Source organism: Klebsiella sp. 64 (assembly GCF_018223915.1).
Lineage (GTDB): Bacteria > Pseudomonadota > Gammaproteobacteria > Enterobacterales > Enterobacteriaceae > Klebsiella > Klebsiella pneumoniae.
This window is the reverse complement of sequence record NZ_JAGRQZ010000003.1, coordinates 130,618-149,286: the sequence shown is the minus strand read 5'-3', so window position 1 is coordinate 149,286 and position 18,669 is coordinate 130,618. Positions and strand designations below refer to the sequence as shown.

Annotated in this window: 16 protein-coding genes; all 16 read left to right on the top strand. The window is 58.0% G+C overall.

Annotated elements, in window-relative coordinates:
* The first annotated feature begins 144 nt into the window (after positions 1 to 144).
* The 16 genes from cra to ftsZ all read left to right on the top strand — a co-directional run bounded on the left by cra (position 145) and on the right by ftsZ (position 18,642).
* Entirely contained in the window at positions 145 to 1,149 is a 1,005-nt protein-coding gene (cra, locus tag KHQ23_RS03855) for a catabolite repressor/activator (protein WP_004145952.1), read from the top strand.
* A gap of 640 nt (positions 1,150 to 1,789) precedes the next feature.
* Complete coding sequence (gene mraZ, locus KHQ23_RS03850; RefSeq protein ID WP_002888541.1) at positions 1,790 to 2,248, top strand: division/cell wall cluster transcriptional repressor MraZ; 459 nt, start codon at positions 1,790 to 1,792, stop codon at positions 2,246 to 2,248.
* A gap of 2 nt (positions 2,249 to 2,250) precedes the next feature.
* Entirely contained in the window at positions 2,251 to 3,192 is a 942-nt protein-coding gene (rsmH, locus tag KHQ23_RS03845) for a 16S rRNA (cytosine(1402)-N(4))-methyltransferase RsmH (RefSeq protein ID WP_002888547.1), read from the top strand.
* Positions 3,189 to 3,554 carry a cell division protein FtsL gene (ftsL, locus tag KHQ23_RS03840; RefSeq protein ID WP_002888550.1) on the top strand — a complete coding sequence of 122 codons (366 nt, stop codon included), beginning with the start codon at positions 3,189 to 3,191 and terminating at the stop codon, positions 3,552 to 3,554. The genes rsmH and ftsL overlap by 4 nt, the downstream gene beginning before the upstream one ends.
* A 15-nt stretch (positions 3,555 to 3,569) precedes the next feature.
* Entirely contained in the window at positions 3,570 to 5,336 is a 1,767-nt protein-coding gene (locus KHQ23_RS03835) for a peptidoglycan glycosyltransferase FtsI (RefSeq protein WP_002888559.1), read from the top strand.
* A complete protein-coding gene (gene murE, locus KHQ23_RS03830) occupies positions 5,323 to 6,810 on the top strand; it encodes a UDP-N-acetylmuramoyl-L-alanyl-D-glutamate--2,6-diaminopimelate ligase (protein WP_004182923.1) in 1,488 nt (495 codons plus the stop codon). Before KHQ23_RS03835 ends, murE begins: the two co-directional genes overlap by 14 nt.
* On the top strand, positions 6,807 to 8,165 hold the full coding sequence (gene murF / locus KHQ23_RS03825; RefSeq protein WP_004177411.1) for a UDP-N-acetylmuramoyl-tripeptide--D-alanyl-D-alanine ligase: 1,359 nt from the start codon (positions 6,807 to 6,809) through the stop codon (positions 8,163 to 8,165). The genes murE and murF overlap by 4 nt, the downstream gene beginning before the upstream one ends.
* Positions 8,159 to 9,241: a phospho-N-acetylmuramoyl-pentapeptide-transferase gene (mraY, locus tag KHQ23_RS03820; RefSeq protein ID WP_002888562.1), complete on the top strand. Its 1,083-nt coding sequence runs from the start codon at positions 8,159 to 8,161 to the stop codon at positions 9,239 to 9,241. Before murF ends, mraY begins: the two co-directional genes overlap by 7 nt.
* A 2-nt stretch (positions 9,242 to 9,243) precedes the next feature.
* The gene (murD, locus tag KHQ23_RS03815; RefSeq protein ID WP_004151364.1) at positions 9,244 to 10,560 is read left to right on the top strand and encodes a UDP-N-acetylmuramoyl-L-alanine--D-glutamate ligase; all 1,317 of its coding nucleotides are present in this window, start codon (positions 9,244 to 9,246) and stop codon (positions 10,558 to 10,560) included.
* Complete coding sequence (ftsW, locus tag KHQ23_RS03810) at positions 10,560 to 11,834, top strand: cell division protein FtsW (protein WP_002888565.1); 1,275 nt, start codon at positions 10,560 to 10,562, stop codon at positions 11,832 to 11,834. Before murD ends, ftsW begins: the two co-directional genes overlap by 1 nt.
* Positions 11,831 to 12,901: an undecaprenyldiphospho-muramoylpentapeptide beta-N-acetylglucosaminyltransferase gene (gene murG / locus KHQ23_RS03805; RefSeq protein ID WP_002888566.1), complete on the top strand. Its 1,071-nt coding sequence runs from the start codon at positions 11,831 to 11,833 to the stop codon at positions 12,899 to 12,901. Before ftsW ends, murG begins: the two co-directional genes overlap by 4 nt.
* 47 nt (positions 12,902 to 12,948) lie before the next feature.
* On the top strand, positions 12,949 to 14,424 hold the full coding sequence (gene murC / locus KHQ23_RS03800) for a UDP-N-acetylmuramate--L-alanine ligase (RefSeq protein ID WP_004192000.1): 1,476 nt from the start codon (positions 12,949 to 12,951) through the stop codon (positions 14,422 to 14,424).
* Positions 14,417 to 15,337, top strand: coding sequence for a D-alanine--D-alanine ligase (locus KHQ23_RS03795; RefSeq protein ID WP_002888623.1), 921 nt, complete (start codon positions 14,417 to 14,419; stop codon positions 15,335 to 15,337). The genes murC and KHQ23_RS03795 overlap by 8 nt, the downstream gene beginning before the upstream one ends.
* A gap of 1 nt (position 15,338) precedes the next feature.
* Positions 15,339 to 16,169: a cell division protein FtsQ gene (gene ftsQ, locus KHQ23_RS03790; RefSeq protein WP_002888624.1), complete on the top strand. Its 831-nt coding sequence runs from the start codon at positions 15,339 to 15,341 to the stop codon at positions 16,167 to 16,169.
* Entirely contained in the window at positions 16,166 to 17,428 is a 1,263-nt protein-coding gene (gene ftsA, locus KHQ23_RS03785; protein ID WP_002888625.1) for a cell division protein FtsA, read from the top strand. The genes ftsQ and ftsA overlap by 4 nt, the downstream gene beginning before the upstream one ends.
* Positions 17,429 to 17,490: 62 nt before the next feature.
* The gene (gene ftsZ / locus KHQ23_RS03780) at positions 17,491 to 18,642 is read left to right on the top strand and encodes a cell division protein FtsZ (protein WP_002888628.1); all 1,152 of its coding nucleotides are present in this window, start codon (positions 17,491 to 17,493) and stop codon (positions 18,640 to 18,642) included.
* Positions 18,643 to 18,669 lie beyond the last annotated feature (27 nt).

Sequence of the window (18,669 nt, the reverse complement as noted above, 5' to 3'; positions counted from 1 at the left end):
CTGTCGGGCTTTTTTTTTGCGAAATCAGTAGGAACTGTAAGCGAAAGCGGTTGCTGCGCTAACTATTCTGCGCTTAGATGTTATAAAAAGGATTCCATACCTGAATAATGGTTATGTTTGGCACTTCTTACCCAAGGGGCAATTGTGAAACTGGATGAAATCGCCCGGCTGGCCGGTGTTTCAAGAACCACCGCGAGCTATGTGATTAATGGCAAAGCGAAGCAGTACCGCGTAAGCGATAAAACGGTCGAAAAAGTGATGGCTGTGGTGCGAGAGCACAACTATCACCCAAATGCGGTCGCTGCTGGCCTGCGTGCAGGACGCACACGCTCTATCGGTCTGGTGATCCCGGATCTGGAAAACACCAGCTATACCCGGATTGCAAATTATCTCGAACGTCAGGCGCGTCAGCGCGGCTATCAGCTGCTGATTGCCTGCTCGGAGGATCAGCCCGATAACGAGATGCGCTGCATCGAGCATCTGCTGCAGCGCCAGGTGGACGCTATCATTGTCTCTACTTCGCTGCCGCCGGAGCACCCTTTTTATCAGCGCTGGGCTAACGACCCGTTTCCGATTGTCGCCCTCGACCGCGCCCTCGATCGCGAGCACTTCACCAGCGTGGTTGGCGCTGACCAGGATGACGCCGAGATGCTCGCAGCTGAGCTGCGGACGTTTCCTGGCGAAACGGTGCTCTATCTCGGCGCGCTGCCGGAGCTGTCGGTGAGCTTCCTGCGCGAACAGGGCTTCCGTAAAGCCTGGCAGGACGATCCGCGTGAGGTGCATTATCTCTATGCCAACAGCTATGAGCGCGAAGCGGCGGCCCAGCTGTTTGAGAAATGGCTTGAAACCCATCCGATGCCACAGGCGCTGTTTACCACCTCTTTCCCGCTGCTGCAGGGCGTAATGGATGTGACCTTGCGTCGCGAGGGTAAACTGCCCTCCGAGCTGGCGATCGCCACCTTCGGTGATAATGAGCTGCTCGATTTTCTGCAGTGTCCGGTACTGGCCGTGGCCCAGCGTCATCGCGATGTCGCTGAGCGGGTGCTGGAGATCGTCCTCGCCAGCCTCGACGAACCTCGCAAGCCGAAGCCGGGTCTTAGCCGTATTCGCCGTAATCTCTATCGTCGCGGTAGCCTGAATCGCCGCTAAGGGCGCCATATCGCCAGCGCCCAGGTATAAACCTGGCAGGCCTGACCGTAAGCAGGCCGCTGGCGATAAATCAGGCAATTGACGTGCAAAATGCAAAACTGAATATATTTCAGACAAATCCCTAAACTTCTTTACGCGTTATTTTATTTTATTCACTGACCATCGTTTTGTGACTCCAAATGGGGTACAAAAAATGACTGCGCGGACTTTAATTGTATTATTTTGTTACATTCATCAGGTTAATTGCTGAATTAACACTCATTTTGTACGCGCCACGCTTTCTTCCCCGTCATATCCCGCGCCTGGCCAGTCCCTCTGCCAGCAACAGGTACTGTTAACGGCCGGCATAATGGCCTAAAATGCCGCTCGCGTCGCAAACTGACACTTTATATTTTCCCGCCGAAGATATTCTGTTGTTTATAACTGTTACGAGTTTGTTGGTTATTTTCTTACACGTATTCATAACGTTAATTTGCCTCGCCTGTTGATGATTTTTTCATCAGGGCTAATGTCGGCTGTAAATAATGGGTTTTTGAGCTCCGTTGGCATCCGTGCTGGCTTGACAAGCTTTTCCTCCGCTCCGTAAACTCCTTCTGGTGGGAATTTGTGGGGTAAAGTGGCGAAAAGGGGTGAGGCTGGCATGTTCCGTGGAGCAACGTTAGTCAATCTCGACAGCAAAGGCCGCCTGGCCGTGCCAACGCGCTATCGCGAAGGGCTGATCGAGGACGCTGCCGGTCAATTGGTATGCACCATTGACATTCATCACCCGTGCCTGCTGCTTTATCCATTGCCTGAATGGGAAGTCATCGAGCAGAAATTGTCGCGTTTATCGAGCATGAATCCCGTTGAGCGGCGCGTACAGCGTTTGCTTTTGGGTCATGCCAGCGAATGTCAGATGGATAATGCCGGCCGCTTGCTGATTGCGCCGGTGTTACGGCAGCATGCCGGGCTGACAAAAGAAGTGATGCTGGTCGGGCAGTTTAATAAATTTGAACTGTGGGATGAAACGACCTGGTATCAACGGGTCAAGGAAGATATCGACGCTGAGCAGTCCGCGACCGGTGAACTGTCGGAGCGCCTGCAGGATTTGTCCTTATAAAAATGATGGAAAATTATAAACATACTACGGTACTTCTGGATGAAGCCGTCAACGGCCTCAATATTCGTCCAGACGGTATCTATATTGATGGTACTTTTGGCCGCGGTGGTCACTCGCGCCTGATCCTCTCCCGGCTGGGTGCGGAAGGACGCTTGCTGGCCATCGATCGCGACCCGCAGGCGATTGCCGTCGCGCAAACCATCGATGACCCCCGCTTTTCCATCGTACATGGTCCCTTTTCACAACTCGCTGAGTACGTCGGCGAGCGCAATCTTACCGGTAAGATCGACGGCATTCTGCTCGATCTCGGCGTCTCTTCCCCGCAGCTTGACGATGCGGAACGCGGCTTTTCCTTTATGCGTGACGGGCCGCTGGATATGCGCATGGATCCGACGCGCGGTCAGTCCGCGGCCGAATGGCTGCAGACGGCTGAAGAAGACGATATCGCCTGGGTGATTAAAACCTTTGGCGAAGAGCGTTTCGGCAAACGTATCGCCCGCGCGATCGTCGAACGTAATCGCATTCAGCCGATGACCCGTACCAAAGAGCTGGCGGAAGTCATCGCCGCGGCGATGCCGGTAAAAGATAAGCACAAACATCCCGCGACCCGTACCTTCCAGGCGGTGCGCATATGGGTAAACAGTGAACTGGAGGAGATAGAGCAGGCGCTAAAAAGCTCGCTCAGCGTGCTGGCCCCGGGTGGGCGGCTGTCGATCATTAGTTTTCATTCGCTGGAAGATCGCATTGTGAAGCGCTTTATGCGTGAGCAAAGCCGCGGTCCGCAGGTTCCGGCGGGAATACCGATGACCGAAGCGCAGCTCAAAAAACTGGGCGGCCGTGAGTTGCGAGCACTAGGCAAGTTGATGCCGGGCGAAGAAGAGGTGGCAGAGAATCCACGCGCCCGTAGTTCAGTGCTGCGTATCGCAGAGAGGACGAACGCATGATCGGCAGAGTGACAGAGGCCTTAAGCAAGGTTAAAGGGTCGATTGGAAGCAACGAGCGCCATGCTTTGCCTGGCGTGATCGGGGACGACCTTCTGCGGTTTGGGAAACTGCCACTCTGCTTGTTCATTTGCATCATTATTACGGCGATTACCGTGGTCACCACTGCGCATCACACGCGCCTGTTGACCGCGCAGCGTGAACAGCTGGTTCTGGAGCGCGACGCCCTGGATATTGAGTGGCGCAACCTGATCCTCGAAGAGAACGCGCTCGGCGATCACAGTCGGGTTGAGCGGATCGCGACCGAGAAGTTACAGATGCAACACGTCGATCCATCACAAGAAAATATCGTTGTACAGAAATAAGGATTATTGCGACGGATGAAAGCAGCGCCAAAAACGCCTAAAGCAAAACGTCAGGAAGAACAGGCCAACTTTATCAGTTGGCGTTTTGCGTTGCTGTGCGGCTGTATTCTGCTGGCGCTGGCTTTTCTGCTGGGTCGCGTCGCCTGGCTACAGGTGATCAGCCCCGATATGCTGGTGCGCCAGGGCGATATGCGTTCTCTGCGCGTACAGGAAGTGTCCACCGCGCGCGGGATGATTACCGATCGCTCCGGACGTCCGCTGGCGGTCAGCGTGCCGGTGAAGGCTATCTGGGCCGACCCGAAAGAGCTCCATGACGCCGGCGGGGTTACCCTGGATACGCGCTGGAAAGCGCTGGCGGATGCCCTCAATATGCCGCTGGATCAGCTGGCGACGCGCATCAATACCAATCCGCGGATGCGGTTTATCTATCTGGCGCGTCAGGTTAACCCTGACATGGCCGATTACATCAAGAAGCTGAAGCTGCCGGGCATTCATCTGCGCGAAGAATCCCGTCGGTACTACCCTTCCGGGGAAGTAACCGCTCACCTCATCGGCTTTACCAACGTCGATAGCCAGGGGATTGAAGGGGTTGAGAAAAGCTTTGATAAATGGCTTACCGGCCAGCCGGGCGAGCGTATCGTACGTAAAGACCGCTATGGCCGGGTAATTGAAGACATCTCTTCTACCGATAGCCAGGCAGCGCACAACCTGGCGCTGAGTATCGACGAACGCCTGCAGGCGCTGGTTTATCGCGAGCTGAACAACGCCGTGGCCTTTAACAAAGCCGAGTCGGGCAGCGCCGTGTTAGTGGATGTTAACACCGGTGAAGTGCTGGCGATGGCCAACAGCCCATCCTATAACCCGAACAACTTCGCCGGTACGGCAAAAGACACCATGCGTAACCGTGCGATTACCGACGTGTTTGAGCCGGGTTCGACGGTGAAACCGATGGTGGTCATGACGGCGCTGCAGCGCGGTATCGTCAACGAAAATACCGTGCTCAATACCGTGCCTTATCGAATTAACGGCCACGAAATCAAAGACGTGGCGCGCTACAGCGAATTGACCCTGACCGGGGTGCTACAGAAGTCGAGTAACGTCGGTGTTTCTAAGCTGGCGTTAGCGATGCCGTCCTCAGCGTTAGTAGATACTTACTCACGTTTTGGGCTTGGAAAGGCGACCAATTTGGGGTTGGTCGGAGAACGCAGTGGCTTATATCCTCAAAAACAACGGTGGTCTGACATAGAGAGGGCCACCTTTTCTTTCGGCTATGGGCTAATGGTAACCCCGTTACAGTTAGCGCGAGTCTACGCAACGATTGGCAGCTATGGCATCTATCGCCCGTTGTCGATTACCAAGGTTGATCCTCCGGTTCCGGGCGAGCGCGTCTTCCCGGAATCACTTGTTCGTACCGTCGTTCATATGATGGAAAGCGTGGCGCTGCCCGGCGGCGGCGGTGTGAAAGCGGCGATCAAAGGCTATCGCATCGCGATTAAAACCGGTACGGCGAAAAAAGTGGGGCCGGATGGCCGCTATATCAACAAATATATTGCTTACACCGCAGGCGTTGCGCCCGCCAGCCATCCGCGCTTCGCGCTGGTGGTGGTGATCAACGACCCGCAGGCAGGTAAATACTACGGTGGCGCCGTTTCCGCGCCGGTCTTCGGTGCCATCATGGGCGGCGTATTGCGCACCATGAACATCGAGCCGGATGCGCTGGCAACGGGCGAAAAAAGTGAATTTGTAATTAATCAAGGCGAGGGAACAGGTGGCAGATCGTAATTTGCGCGACCTACTCGCTCCATGGGTGCCAAACGCACCGGAGCGCATTCTGCGAGAGATGACGCTGGACAGCCGGGTGGCTGCTTCCGGCGATCTCTTTATCGCGGTACAGGGTCATCAGGCGGACGGGCGTCGTTATATCCCGCAGGCGATAGCGCAAGGTGTGGCTGCCATTATTGCTGAAGCGCAGGGCGAAGCTAAAGACGGTGAGATCCGTGAAATGCACGGCGTGCCGGTTATCTACCTGAGCCAGCTTAACGAACGCTTATCGGCGCTGGCCGGGCGTTTTTATCATCAGCCGTCGCAGCAGCTGCGTCTGGTGGGCGTCACCGGCACCAACGGGAAAACCACCACCACTCAGCTGCTGGCGCAGTGGGCAAAGCTGCTCGGCGAAACCAGCGCGGTGATGGGGACCGTCGGTAACGGTCTGCTGGATAAAGTCGTTCCAACTGAAAACACCACCGGTTCCGCGGTGGACGTTCAACATGTGCTCTCCAGTCTGGTCGGGCAGGGGGCTACCTTCGGCGCGATGGAAGTCTCCTCCCACGGTCTGGTACAGCACCGCGTAGCGGCCCTGCAGTTTGCCGCCTCGGTGTTTACCAATCTCAGCCGCGATCATCTCGACTACCATGGCGACATGGAGCACTACGAGGCGGCGAAATGGCTGCTGTACTCCACCCATCATTGCGGTCAGGCCATCGTCAATGCTGACGATGAAGTCGGTCGTCGCTGGCTGGCAAAACTGCCGGACGCGGTGGCGGTATCGATGGAAGATCATATCAACCCGAATTGCCACGGCCGCTGGCTAAAGGCCACCGCGGTGAACTATCACGACAGCGGGGCGACCATCCAGTTTGACTCCAGCTGGGGCAAGGGCGAAATCGAAAGCCGCCTGATGGGCGCCTTTAACGTCAGCAACCTGCTGCTGGCGCTGGCCACGCTGCTGGCGCTGGGCTATCCGCTGGCCGATCTGCTGAAGACCGCAGCGCGTTTACAGCCGGTGTGCGGCCGTATGGAAGTGTTCAGCGCGCCGGGTAAACCTGCCGTGGTGGTAGATTATGCCCATACGCCTGACGCGCTGGAAAAAGCGCTGCAGGCGGCACGCCTGCACTGCAGCGGCAAGCTGTGGTGCGTCTTCGGCTGCGGCGGCGACCGCGACAAAGGTAAACGTCCGTTGATGGGCGCTATCGCGGAAGAATTTGCCGACATCGTGGTCGTTACTGACGATAACCCGCGCACCGAAGAGCCGCGGGCGATTATCAACGATATTCTGGCCGGCATGCTCGATGCAGGTCAGGCGAAGGTGATGGAAGGCCGCGCGGAAGCGGTGACCAACGCCGTGATGCAGGCGAAAGAGAACGACGTGGTGCTGGTGGCGGGTAAAGGCCATGAAGATTACCAGATCGTCGGCAACCGCCGTCTGGATTATTCCGACCGCGTGACCGTCGCGCGTCTGCTGGGAGCGGTAGCATGATTCGCTTTACGTTAAGTCAACTTGCCGCGATCGCCCATGGCGAACGGCAGGGTAGCGATGTCGCTATCGACGAGGTGACCACCGATACCCGTAAAGTGACGGCGGGCTGCCTGTTTGTGGCGCTGAAAGGGGAGCGTTTCGACGCCCATGATTTTGCCGAACAGGCGAAAGCGGCGGGCGCCGGCGCGCTGCTGGTGAGTCGTCCGCTGGCCTGCGATCTCCCGCAGGTGATTGTGAACGATACCCGGCAGGCTTTCGGTGAGTTAGCCGCCTGGGTGCGTCAGCAGGTGCCGACTCGCGTCGTCGCCTTGACCGGCTCGTCCGGTAAAACCTCGGTTAAAGAGATGACCGCGGCGATCCTCAGCCAGTGCGGCAACACGCTGTATACCGCCGGCAACCTGAACAACGATATCGGCGTCCCGATGACGCTGCTGCGGCTGACCAAAGAGCATCAGTACGCGGTGATCGAACTCGGCGCCAACCACCAGGGCGAAATCGCCTGGACCGTCAGCCTGACGCGTCCGGAAGCGGCGCTGGTCAACAACCTTGCTGCGGCGCACCTGGAAGGTTTCGGTTCGCTGGCGGGCGTGGCGAAGGCGAAGGGCGAAATCTATACCGGTCTGCCGGAAAATGGCATCGCCATCCTCAATGCCGACAATAACGACTGGCTGAACTGGCAGGCGGTGATTGGCGATCGCAAAGTGTGGCGCTTCTCGCCGAACGCGGCGAACAGCGATTTCACGGCGACCAACGTGCAGATCACCAGCCACGGCACCGAATTTACGCTGCAGACCCCAACCGGCAACGTTGACGTACTGCTGCCGCTGCCGGGACGCCACAACATCGCTAATGCGCTGGCCGCCACTTCGCTGGCGATGGCGGTAGGCGCCGATTTGGCGGCGGTGAAAGCCGGACTGGCGCAGCTGCAGGCCGTTCCGGGACGTCTGTTCCCGATCCGGCTGACCGAGAGCCAGCTGCTGCTGGATGATTCCTATAACGCTAACGTTGGTTCGATGACCGCGGCGGTGCAGGTGCTGTCAGAGATGCCCGGCTTTCGCACGATGGTGGTCGGCGATATGGCAGAGCTTGGCGCGGAGAGCGCGGCCTGCCATCGCGAAGTCGGCGAAGCGGCGAAAGCGGCGGGGCTGGATTGCGTCCTCAGCGTCGGCGCCTTGAGCGCGGATATCAGCCGCGCCAGCGGCGTGGGCGAACATTTTAACGATAAAGCCGCCGTGGTGGCTCGCCTGCGCGAGCTGCTGGCGGAGCACAAAATAATGACCATTTTAGTGAAAGGTTCACGTAGTGCCGCCATGGAAGAGGTAGTACGCGCATTACAGGAGACTGGGACATGTTAGTATGGCTGGCCGAACACTTGGTCAAATATTATTCCGGCTTTAACGTCTTTTCTTATCTGACGTTTCGCGCCATCGTCAGCCTGCTGACCGCGTTGTTCATCTCGTTGTGGATGGGCCCGCGCATGATCGCCCGTCTGCAAAAACTCGCCTTTGGCCAGGTCGTACGTAACGACGGCCCGGAGTCTCATTTCAGTAAACGCGGTACTCCGACCATGGGCGGGATCATGATCCTCACCGCGATCACCGTTTCCGTTCTGCTGTGGGCCTATCCATCTAACCCGTACGTCTGGTGCGTACTGACGGTATTAATCGGCTACGGCATCATCGGTTTCGTTGATGATTACCGTAAAGTCGTGCGCAAAGATACCAAAGGCCTGATCGCCCGCTGGAAGTATTTCTGGATGTCGGTGATCGCCCTGGGCGTGGCCTTCGCGCTGTATCTGGCGGGGAAAGATACCCCGGCAACCGAGCTGGTGGTGCCGTTCTTTAAAGACGTAATGCCGCAGCTGGGGCTGTTCTATATCTTGCTGGCCTACTTCGTTATCGTCGGTACCGGCAACGCCGTCAACCTGACCGACGGCCTCGACGGCCTGGCGATTATGCCGACCGTTTTCGTCGCGGCAGGCTTTGCGCTGGTGGCATGGGCCACCGGCAACATGAATTTTGCCAACTACCTGCATATCCCGTATCTGCGCCACGCCGGCGAGCTGGTGATCGTCTGTACGGCGATTGTCGGGGCGGGGCTGGGCTTCCTGTGGTTCAACACCTACCCGGCGCAAGTCTTTATGGGCGACGTCGGTTCACTGGCGCTCGGCGGCGCGTTGGGCATTATCGCCGTGCTGCTGCGTCAGGAGTTCCTGCTGGTGATCATGGGCGGGGTTTTCGTGGTGGAAACGCTGTCGGTTATTCTGCAGGTCGGCTCCTTTAAGCTGCGCGGTCAGCGCATCTTCCGCATGGCGCCGATCCACCACCACTATGAACTGAAAGGCTGGCCGGAGCCGCGCGTTATCGTGCGCTTCTGGATTATTTCGCTGATGCTGGTGCTGATTGGCCTGGCGACGCTGAAGGTACGTTAATCATGGCAGATTATCAGGGTAAAAAAGTCGTCATTATTGGGCTGGGTATGACCGGCCTGTCATGCGTGGACTTTTTCATGGCGCGCGGCGTAACCCCGCGCGTGATGGACACCCGCGTCGCGCCTCCGGGGTTGGATAAATTACCCGAATCGGTCGAATGCCATGTCGGCGGACTCAATGATACCTGGCTGCTGGCGGCGGACCTGATTGTCGCCAGCCCGGGGATTGCGCTGGCCCATCCTTCGCTCAGCGCAGCGGCCGATGCTGGCGTAGAGATCGTTGGCGATATCGAACTGTTCTGCCGCGAAGCGCAGGCGCCGATTATCGCCATTACCGGTTCTAACGGCAAAAGCACTGTTACTACCCTGGTGGGCGAGATGGCGAAAGCCGCTGGAGTTAACGTCGGCGTGGGCGGCAATATCGGCCTGCCGGCGCTGATGCTGCTGGACACCGATCGAGAGCTGTATGTGCTGGAGCTCTCCAGCTTCCAGCTGGAAACCACCTCCAGCCTGCAGGCGGTGGCGGCAACCATCCTCAACGTGACTGAGGACCATATGGACCGCTACCCGCTGGGGCTGCAGCAGTATCGCGCGGCGAAGCTGCGGATTTACGAGAATGCGAAGACCTGCGTGGTGAATGCGGACGATGCGCTCACCATGCCGGTACGCGGGGCGGACGAACGCTGCATTAGCTTTGGCGTCGATGTCGGTGACTACCACCTTAACCGCCAGCAGGGCGAAACCTGGCTGCGCGTTAAAGGTGAGAAAGTCCTCAATGTGAAAGAGATGCCTCTCACCGGTCAGCATAACTACAGCAACGCCCTGGCGGCGCTGGCGCTGGCCGATGCCGCGGGTCTGCCGCGGGCCAGCAGCCTGAAGGCGCTGACCACCTTTACCGGTCTGGCGCACCGTTTCCAGCTGGTGCTGGATCACAACGGCGTACGCTGGATTAACGACTCGAAGGCGACCAACGTCGGCAGCACCGAGGCGGCGCTGAACGGCCTGCAGCTGGACGGCACGCTCTATCTGCTGCTGGGCGGCGACGGCAAGTCCGCTGATTTCACCCCGCTGAAGCGCTACCTCGGCGGCGATCGTATTCGCCTGTACTGCTTTGGTCGCGATGGCGCCGAGCTCGCTGAGCTGCGTCCTGAGGTGGCGGTACAAACTGAGACTATGGAACAGGCGATGCGTCAGATTGCTCCCCTGGTGAAAGCGGGGGACATGGTGCTCCTGTCGCCGGCCTGCGCCAGCCTGGATCAGTTTAAGAACTTTGAACAACGGGGCGAGATGTTTGCCCGTCTGGCGAAGGAGTTAGGTTGATGCGTTTCTCTCTCCCACGCCTGAGAATGCCGCAGCTGAGCCTGCCTCGGCTGAGACTGCCGCGATTGCCGGGGATGTTTATTTTCGCCTGGCTATTCGCTGCGCTGAAAGGCTGGGTGATGGGCTCGCGCCCGAAAGATAACGACAGTCTGGTGATGTATGACCGGATGCTGCTATGGCTCACCTTCGGCCTGGCAGCGATCGGCTTTATTATGGTGACCTCGGCGTCGATGCCGGTCGGACAGCGTCTGGCGAACGATCCTTTCCTCTTCGCCAAGCGTGACGGCCTGTACATTGTGCTGGCCTTCGCGCTGGCGATGATTACGCTACGTCTGCCGATGGATTTCTGGCAGCGCCACAGTACCGCGATGCTAATCGCCTCGATCGTCATGCTGCTGATCGTACTGGTAGTAGGCAGCTCGGTAAACGGCGCATCGCGCTGGATAGCCCTTGGTCCGCTGCGTATTCAGCCGGCGGAGTTCACCAAGCTGTCGCTGTTCTGCTACATCGCCAACTATCTGGTGCGTAAAGCCGACGAAGTGCGTAACAACCTGCGCGGCTTCTTAAAACCGATGGGCGTGATTTTCGTACTGGCCATCCTGCTGCTGGCGCAGCCTGACCTCGGTACCGTGGTGGTCCTGTTCGTCACCACGCTGGCGATGCTGTTTCTCGCCGGCGCGAAGCTGTGGCAGTTCATCGCCATTATCGGCATGGGTATTTCGGCGGTGGTCCTGCTGATCCTCGCCGAACCATACCGTATTCGCCGCGTGACCTCCTTCTGGAACCCGTGGGAAGACCCGTTCGGCAGCGGCTACCAGCTGACCCAGTCGCTGATGGCTTTCGGCCGCGGCGAGATGTGGGGGCAGGGCCTCGGCAACTCGGTGCAAAAACTGGAGTATTTACCGGAAGCGCACACTGACTTTATCTTCGCCATTATCGGCGAAGAACTCGGTTATATCGGTGTGGTACTGGCGCTTTTAATGGTATTCTTCGTCGCTTTCCGCGCCATGTCGATTGGCCGTAAAGCGCTGGAGATCGATCATCGCTTTTCCGGCTTCCTCGCCTGTGCGATTGGTATCTGGTTTAGCTTCCAGGCGTTAGTTAACGTCGGCGCGGCGGCGGGGATGCTGCCGACGAAAGGTCTGACGCTGCCGCTGATCAGTTATGGTGGTTCCAGTCTGTTGATTATGTCGACGGCCATTATGTTGTTGTTGCGAATTGATTATGAAACGCGTCTGGAAAAAGCCCAGGCGTTTACACGGGGTGTGCGATGAGCGGTCAGGAAAAGCGGTTGATGGTGATGGCGGGCGGTACCGGCGGGCATGTGTTCCCGGGACTGGCGGTCGCGCACCATTTAATGGACCAGGGCTGGCAGGTTCGCTGGCTGGGTACCGCCGATCGTATGGAAGCGGATTTAGTGCCGAAAAACGGCATCGAAATTGATTTTATCCGCATCTCCGGCCTGCGTGGCAAAGGTATCAAAGCGCAGCTACTGGCGCCGGTGCGTATCTTTAACGCCTGGCGTCAGGCGCGGGCGATCATGAAGCGTTTCCAGCCGGACGTGGTGCTGGGTATGGGCGGCTATGTTTCCGGGCCTGGCGGTCTGGCGGCGTGGTCGCTGGGGATCCCGGTGGTCCTCCACGAGCAAAACGGCATTGCCGGCCTGACTAACAAGTGGCTGGCGAAGATTGCGAAGAAAGTGATGCAGGCGTTTCCCGGCGCGTTCCCGCATGCGGACGTCGTTGGGAACCCGGTGCGCACCGATGTACTGGCGCTGCCGCTGCCAGGTCAGCGTCTGGTTGGCCGTCAGGGGCCGATTCGCGTGCTGGTGGTCGGTGGCTCTCAGGGCGCGCGCGTCCTGAACCAGACGATGCCGCAGGTGGCGGCGAAGCTCGGCGCTACGGTGACCATCTGGCATCAAAGCGGCAAAGGCGGCCAGCAAACCGTGCAGCAGGCCTATGCCGCCGCCGGACAGCCGCAGCATAAAGTGACGGAATTTATTGATGACATGGCCGCGGCGTATGCCTGGGCAGATGTTGTGGTTTGCCGTTCCGGCGCGCTGACGGTTAGCGAAATCGCGGCCGCAGGTTTACCAGCGCTGTTTGTCCCGTTCCAGCACAAAGATCGTCAGCAGTACTGGAATGCGCTGCCGCTGGAGAAAGCCGGCGCGGCGAAAATTCTTGAACAGCCTGAGTTCACGGTAGAGGCGGTTGCCTCTACCCTGGCGAGCTGGGATCGGGAAACCTTGCTGGATATGGCGGAACGAGCGCGTGGCGCTTCGATTCCGGACGCTACCGAGCGGGTAGCAGAAGAGGTCAGCGCCGTAGCTTTGGCGCGCTAATTGCGGTGATTTTCACCGCCCGAATACAGAAGTTGATGGCGTAAAGAATGAATACACAAGATTTGGCAAAACTGCGTTCCATAGTGCCCGAGATGCGTCGCGTTCGGCACATTCACTTTGTCGGCATCGGCGGGGCCGGTATGGGCGGTATTGCCGAAGTGTTGGCTAACGAAGGTTACCAGATCAGCGGCTCCGACCTGGCGCCGAATCCGGTGACCCAGCAGCTGTCGCAGCTTGGCGCCACCATTTATTTCAACCATCGCCCGGAAAACGTGCGTGATGCCAGCGTGGTTGTCGTTTCCAGCGCGATTTCGGCAGATAACCCGGAAATCGTTGCCGCGCATGAGGCGCGTATCCCGGTGATCCGTCGTGCCGAAATGCTGGCGGAACTTATGCGCTTTCGCCACGGGATCGCCATTGCCGGGACCCACGGCAAAACCACCACCACCGCGATGGTATCCAGCATTTACGCCGAGGCCGGGCTGGACCCGACCTTCGTCAACGGCGGACTGGTAAAAGCGGCGGGCGTACATGCCCGTCTTGGCCATAGCCGTTACCTGATCGCGGAAGCGGATGAGAGCGACGCGTCGTTTCTGCATCTGCAGCCGATGGTGGCCATTGTCACCAACATCGAAGCCGATCACATGGATACCTACCATGGCGACTTTGAGAATCTGAAGCAGACCTTTATCAACTTCCTGCACAACCTGCCGTTCTACGGACGCGCGGTGATGTGCGTGGACGATCCGGTGATCCGGGAACTGTTGCCGCGCGTTGGCCGGCAGATCACCACCTACGGTTTTAGCGACGACGCCGACGTACGCGTCGAGGACTATCGTCAGGTTGGGGCGCAGGGGCATTTCCGCCTGGTGCGCCAGGATAAAGCGATCCTGCAGGTGACGCTCAATGCCCCGGGACGCCATAACGCGCTGAACGCGGCGGCGGCCGTCGCTGTGGCGACGGAAGAGGGGATTGACGATCGGGCTATTCTGCGCGCACTGGAGAGCTTCCAGGGAACTGGACGCCGCTTTGATTTTCTTGGCGAGTTTCCGCTGGCCGAAGTCAACGGCAAACCGGGCAGCGCGATGCTGATCGATGATTACGGTCACCACCCGACGGAAGTGGACGCCACCATTAAAGCAGCGCGCGCCGGCTGGCCGGATAAAAACCTGGTGATGGTATTCCAGCCGCACCGTTATACCCGTACCCGCGATCTGTATGATGATTTTGCCAACGTGCTGACCCAGGTGGATGCCCTGCTGATGCTGGATGTCTATCCGGCGGGCGAAGCACCGATCCCGGGCGCCGACAGCCGCTCGCTGTGCCGCACCATTCGCGGTCGCGGGAAAGTGGATCCGATCCTGGTGCCCGATTCGACCCAGGCCGCGGAGATGCTGGCGTCAGTCCTGACCGGCAACGATTTAGTACTGGTGCAGGGCGCCGGTAACATCGGTAAAATCGCCCGCCACCTGGCTGAAATTAAACTGATCCCGCAAAAAACGGAGGAGGAGCGCCATGGCTGATAAAATCGCGGTGCTTTTCGGTGGAACCTCCGCTGAACGTGAAGTGTCGCTGAATTCAGGCGCGGCGGTGCTGGCCGGGCTGCGTGAAGGCGGGGTGGACGCCCATCCGGTCGACCCGCGCGATGTTGATATTACCCAGCTAAAAAAGCAGGGCTTTAAGAAAGCGTTTATTGCCCTCCACGGCCGCGGCGGGGAAGATGGCACTCTGCAGGGGCTGCTGGAGTTAATCCAGCTGCCTTATACCGGCAGCGGCGTGATGGCTTCGGCGATTTCAATGGATAAACTGCGCAGCAAGTGGCTGTGGCAGGGCGCCGGATTACCGGTCGCGCCGTGGGTGGCGCTGACCCGCGCCCAGTTTGCCGCCGGGCTGTCTACTGACGTCGAACAGCAAATTGCGGCGCTGGGTCTGCCGGTCATCATCAAGCCGAGCCGTGAAGGCTCCAGCGTCGGGATGTCGAAAGTCAGCGAAAGTTGTGATTTAGCGAGTGCATTGGCGTTGGCTTTTCAGCATGATGATGAAGTTTTGGTCGAAAAATGGCTCAGTGGACCGGAATTTACCGTCGCCATAGTCGGTGAAGAAATTTTACCGTCAATACGTATCCAGGCCGCGGGAACCTTCTATGATTATGAGGCGAAGTATCTCTCTGATGAGACGCAATATTTCTGCCCAGGATTTGAAGATCCCGCGCGTGAGTCAGCTATTCAGAACCTGGTACTTAAAGCCTGGAATGTTCTGGGTTGCAAAGGCTGGGGCCGTATTGACGTGATGCTGGACAGCGATGGCCAGTTTTATCTGCTGGAAGCGAATACTTCCCCGGGCATGACCAGCCATAGCCTTGTGCCAATGGCGGCGCGTCAGGCAGGAATGAGCTTCTCCCAGCTTGTTGTACGAATTCTGGACCTGGCGGGGTGATATGTCGCAGGCTGCGCTGAATACGCGGAACCATGAAGAAGAGGCTTCTTCTTCGCGTCGGAGTAATGGAACGCGGCTGGCAGGGATCGTTTTCCTGCTGGCGGTGCTGTTTACCGTGCTGGTCAGCGGGTGGATGGTTCTTGGCTGGATGGAAGATGCGCAGCGCTTACCGCTGTCGAAGATGGTGGTGACCGGCGAGCGCCACTATACGCGCAATGATGACATCCGTCAGGCGATCCTGGCGCTGGGTTCGCCGGGTACCTTTATGACTCAGGATGTGAACATCATCCAGAGCCAGATTGAACGTCTGCCGTGGATTAAGCAGGCGAGCGTCCGAAAGCAGTGGCCCGATGAATTGAAGATTCATCTGGTTGAATATGTGCCGATAGCGCGCTGGAATGATCAACATATGGTGGATGCAGAAGGAAATGCCTTCAGCGTGCCGGCGGATCGCACCAGCAAACAGAATTTACCGATGTTATACGGCCCCGAAGGCAGCGAGAACGAAGTGCTGCAGGGGTATCGTGACATGGGGCAGGTGCTGGCAAAGGATAAATTCACGTTGAAAGTGGCGGCGATGACCGCCCGTCGCTCCTGGCAGTTGACGCTTAATAATGACATCAAGCTCAACCTTGGCCGTGGCGATACCATGAAACGGCTTCAGCGCTTTATGGAACTCTACCCGGTTCTTCAGCAGCAGGCGCAGACCGACGGCAAACGGATTAGCTACGTTGATTTGCGTTATGACTCGGGTGCGGCAGTGGGCTGGGTACCTGCTCCCGCAGAGGAAACTAATCAACAACAGAATCAGGCACAGGCAGAACAACAATGATCAAGGCGACGGACAGAAAACTGGTAGTTGGACTGGAGATTGGCACCGCCAAGGTGGCCGCTTTAGTAGGGGAAGTTCTGCCCGACGGCATGATCAATATCATCGGCGTGGGCAGTTGCCCATCGCGTGGTATGGATAAAGGCGGTGTGAACGACCTCGAGTCGGTGGTGAAATGCGTACAGCGCGCCATCGACCAGGCCGAACTGATGGCGGATTGCCAGATTTCATCAGTTTATTTGGCACTTTCGGGTAAACATATAAGCTGTCAGAATGAAATCGGGATGGTACCGATTTCGGAAGAAGAAGTGACGCAGGACGACGTCGAGAACGTGGTCCACACCGCGAAGTCGGTTCGCGTTCGCGATGAACATCGTGTCCTGCACGTGATTCCGCAGGAATATGCTATCGACTACCAGGAAGGGATTAAAAACCCGGTAGGGCTGTCCGGCGTGCGTATGCAGGCGAAGGTGCATCTGATCACCTGCCATAACGATATGGCAAAAAACATTGTTAAAGCAGTGGAACGTTGTGGTCTGAAAGTTGACCAACTTATTTTCGCCGGGTTAGCGGCCAGTTATTCGGTATTAACAGAAGACGAACGTGAGCTGGGCGTCTGCGTTGTGGATATCGGCGGTGGTACAATGGATATCGCCGTCTACACCGGCGGCGCATTGCGTCACACCAAAGTGATCCCGTATGCCGGTAACGTGGTGACCAGCGATATCGCCTATGCCTTCGGTACGCCGCCGAGCGATGCCGAAGCCATCAAGGTTCGTCACGGATGCGCATTGGGTTCCATCGTCGGTAAAGACGAAAACGTCGAAGTACCGAGCGTTGGTGGACGTCCTCCGCGTAGCCTGCAGCGTCAGACGTTGGCAGAGGTGATTGAACCGCGCTATACCGAGCTGCTTAACCTGGTCAATGAAGAGATCCTGCAGCTGCAGGAACAGCTCCGCCAGCAGGGTGTTAAACATCATCTGGCGGCGGGGATTGTGTTAACCGGCGGCGCGGCGCAAATTGAAGGTCTGGCGGCCTGTGCGCAGCGCGTGTTCCATACTCAGGTGCGCATTGGCGCGCCGCTGAACATCACCGGTTTAACCGACTATGCCCAGGAGCCGTATTATTCAACGGCGGTGGGGCTGCTGCACTACGGAAAAGAGTCACATCTCAGTGGTGAAGCGGAAGTAGAAAAACGCGTGACGGCCTCAGTGGGCTCGTGGATTAAGCGACTCAACAGCTGGCTGCGAAAAGAGTTTTAATTTTTTAAGAGAACGCAGACAATTAGCGTTCTCAGGCGACAGGCACAAGACGGAGAGAAACTATGTTTGAACCTATGGAACTGACCAACGACGCGGTGATTAAAGTCATCGGCGTCGGTGGCGGCGGCGGTAACGCCGTTGAACACATGGTGCGCGAGCGCATTGAGGGTGTTGAATTCTTCGCGGTAAATACCGATGCGCAGGCGCTGCGTAAGACGGCGGTTGGCCAGACTATCCAGATCGGTAGCGGTATTACCAAAGGTCTGGGCGCGGGCGCGAACCCGGAAGTCGGCCGTAACGCGGCTGATGAAGACCGTGAAGCGCTGCGCGCAGCCCTTGATGGCGCAGACATGGTGTTCATCGCGGCAGGCATGGGCGGCGGTACCGGTACCGGCGCGGCGCCCGTAGTCGCGGAAGTGGCGAAGGATCTGGGGATCCTCACCGTTGCGGTGGTCACTAAGCCGTTTAATTTTGAAGGTAAGAAGCGCATGGCGTTCGCTGAGCAGGGGATCACCGAGCTGTCCAAGCACGTTGACTCACTGATCACCATCCCGAACGACAAGCTGCTGAAGGTCCTGGGGCGTGGAATTTCCCTGCTCGACGCATTCGGCGCGGCAAACGACGTCCTGAAAGGCGCGGTGCAGGGTATCGCCGAACTGATCACCCGTCCGGGTCTGATGAACGTCGACTTCGCGGACGTCCGTACCGTGATGTCTGAAATGGGCTACGCGATGATGGGCTCCGGGGTGGCGAGCGGTGAAGACCGTGCGGAAGAAGCGGCTGAAATGGCTATCTCTTCTCCGCTGCTGGAAGATATCGACCTGTCAGGCGCGCGCGGCGTGCTGGTCAACATTACTGCGGGCTTCGACCTGCGTCTGGACGAGTTCGAAACTGTGGGTAACACCATCCGTGCTTTTGCCTCGGATAATGCGACCGTGGTTATCGGTACCTCTCTGGACCCGGATATGAACGACGAGCTGCGCGTGACCGTAGTGGCGACCGGTATTGGCATGGATAAGCGTCCGGAAATCACCCTGGTAACCAACAAGCAGGTTCAGCAGCCGGTGATGGATCGTTACCAGCAGCATGGTATGTCGCCGCTGACGCAAGAGCAGAAGCCGGCAGCCAAAGTGGTGAACGACAATACGCCGCAAACCGCGAAAGAGCCGGATTATCTGGATATCCCAGCCTTCCTGCGTAAGCAAGCCGATTAAGAATCGACTGGAAGTTGGGCATCTGCG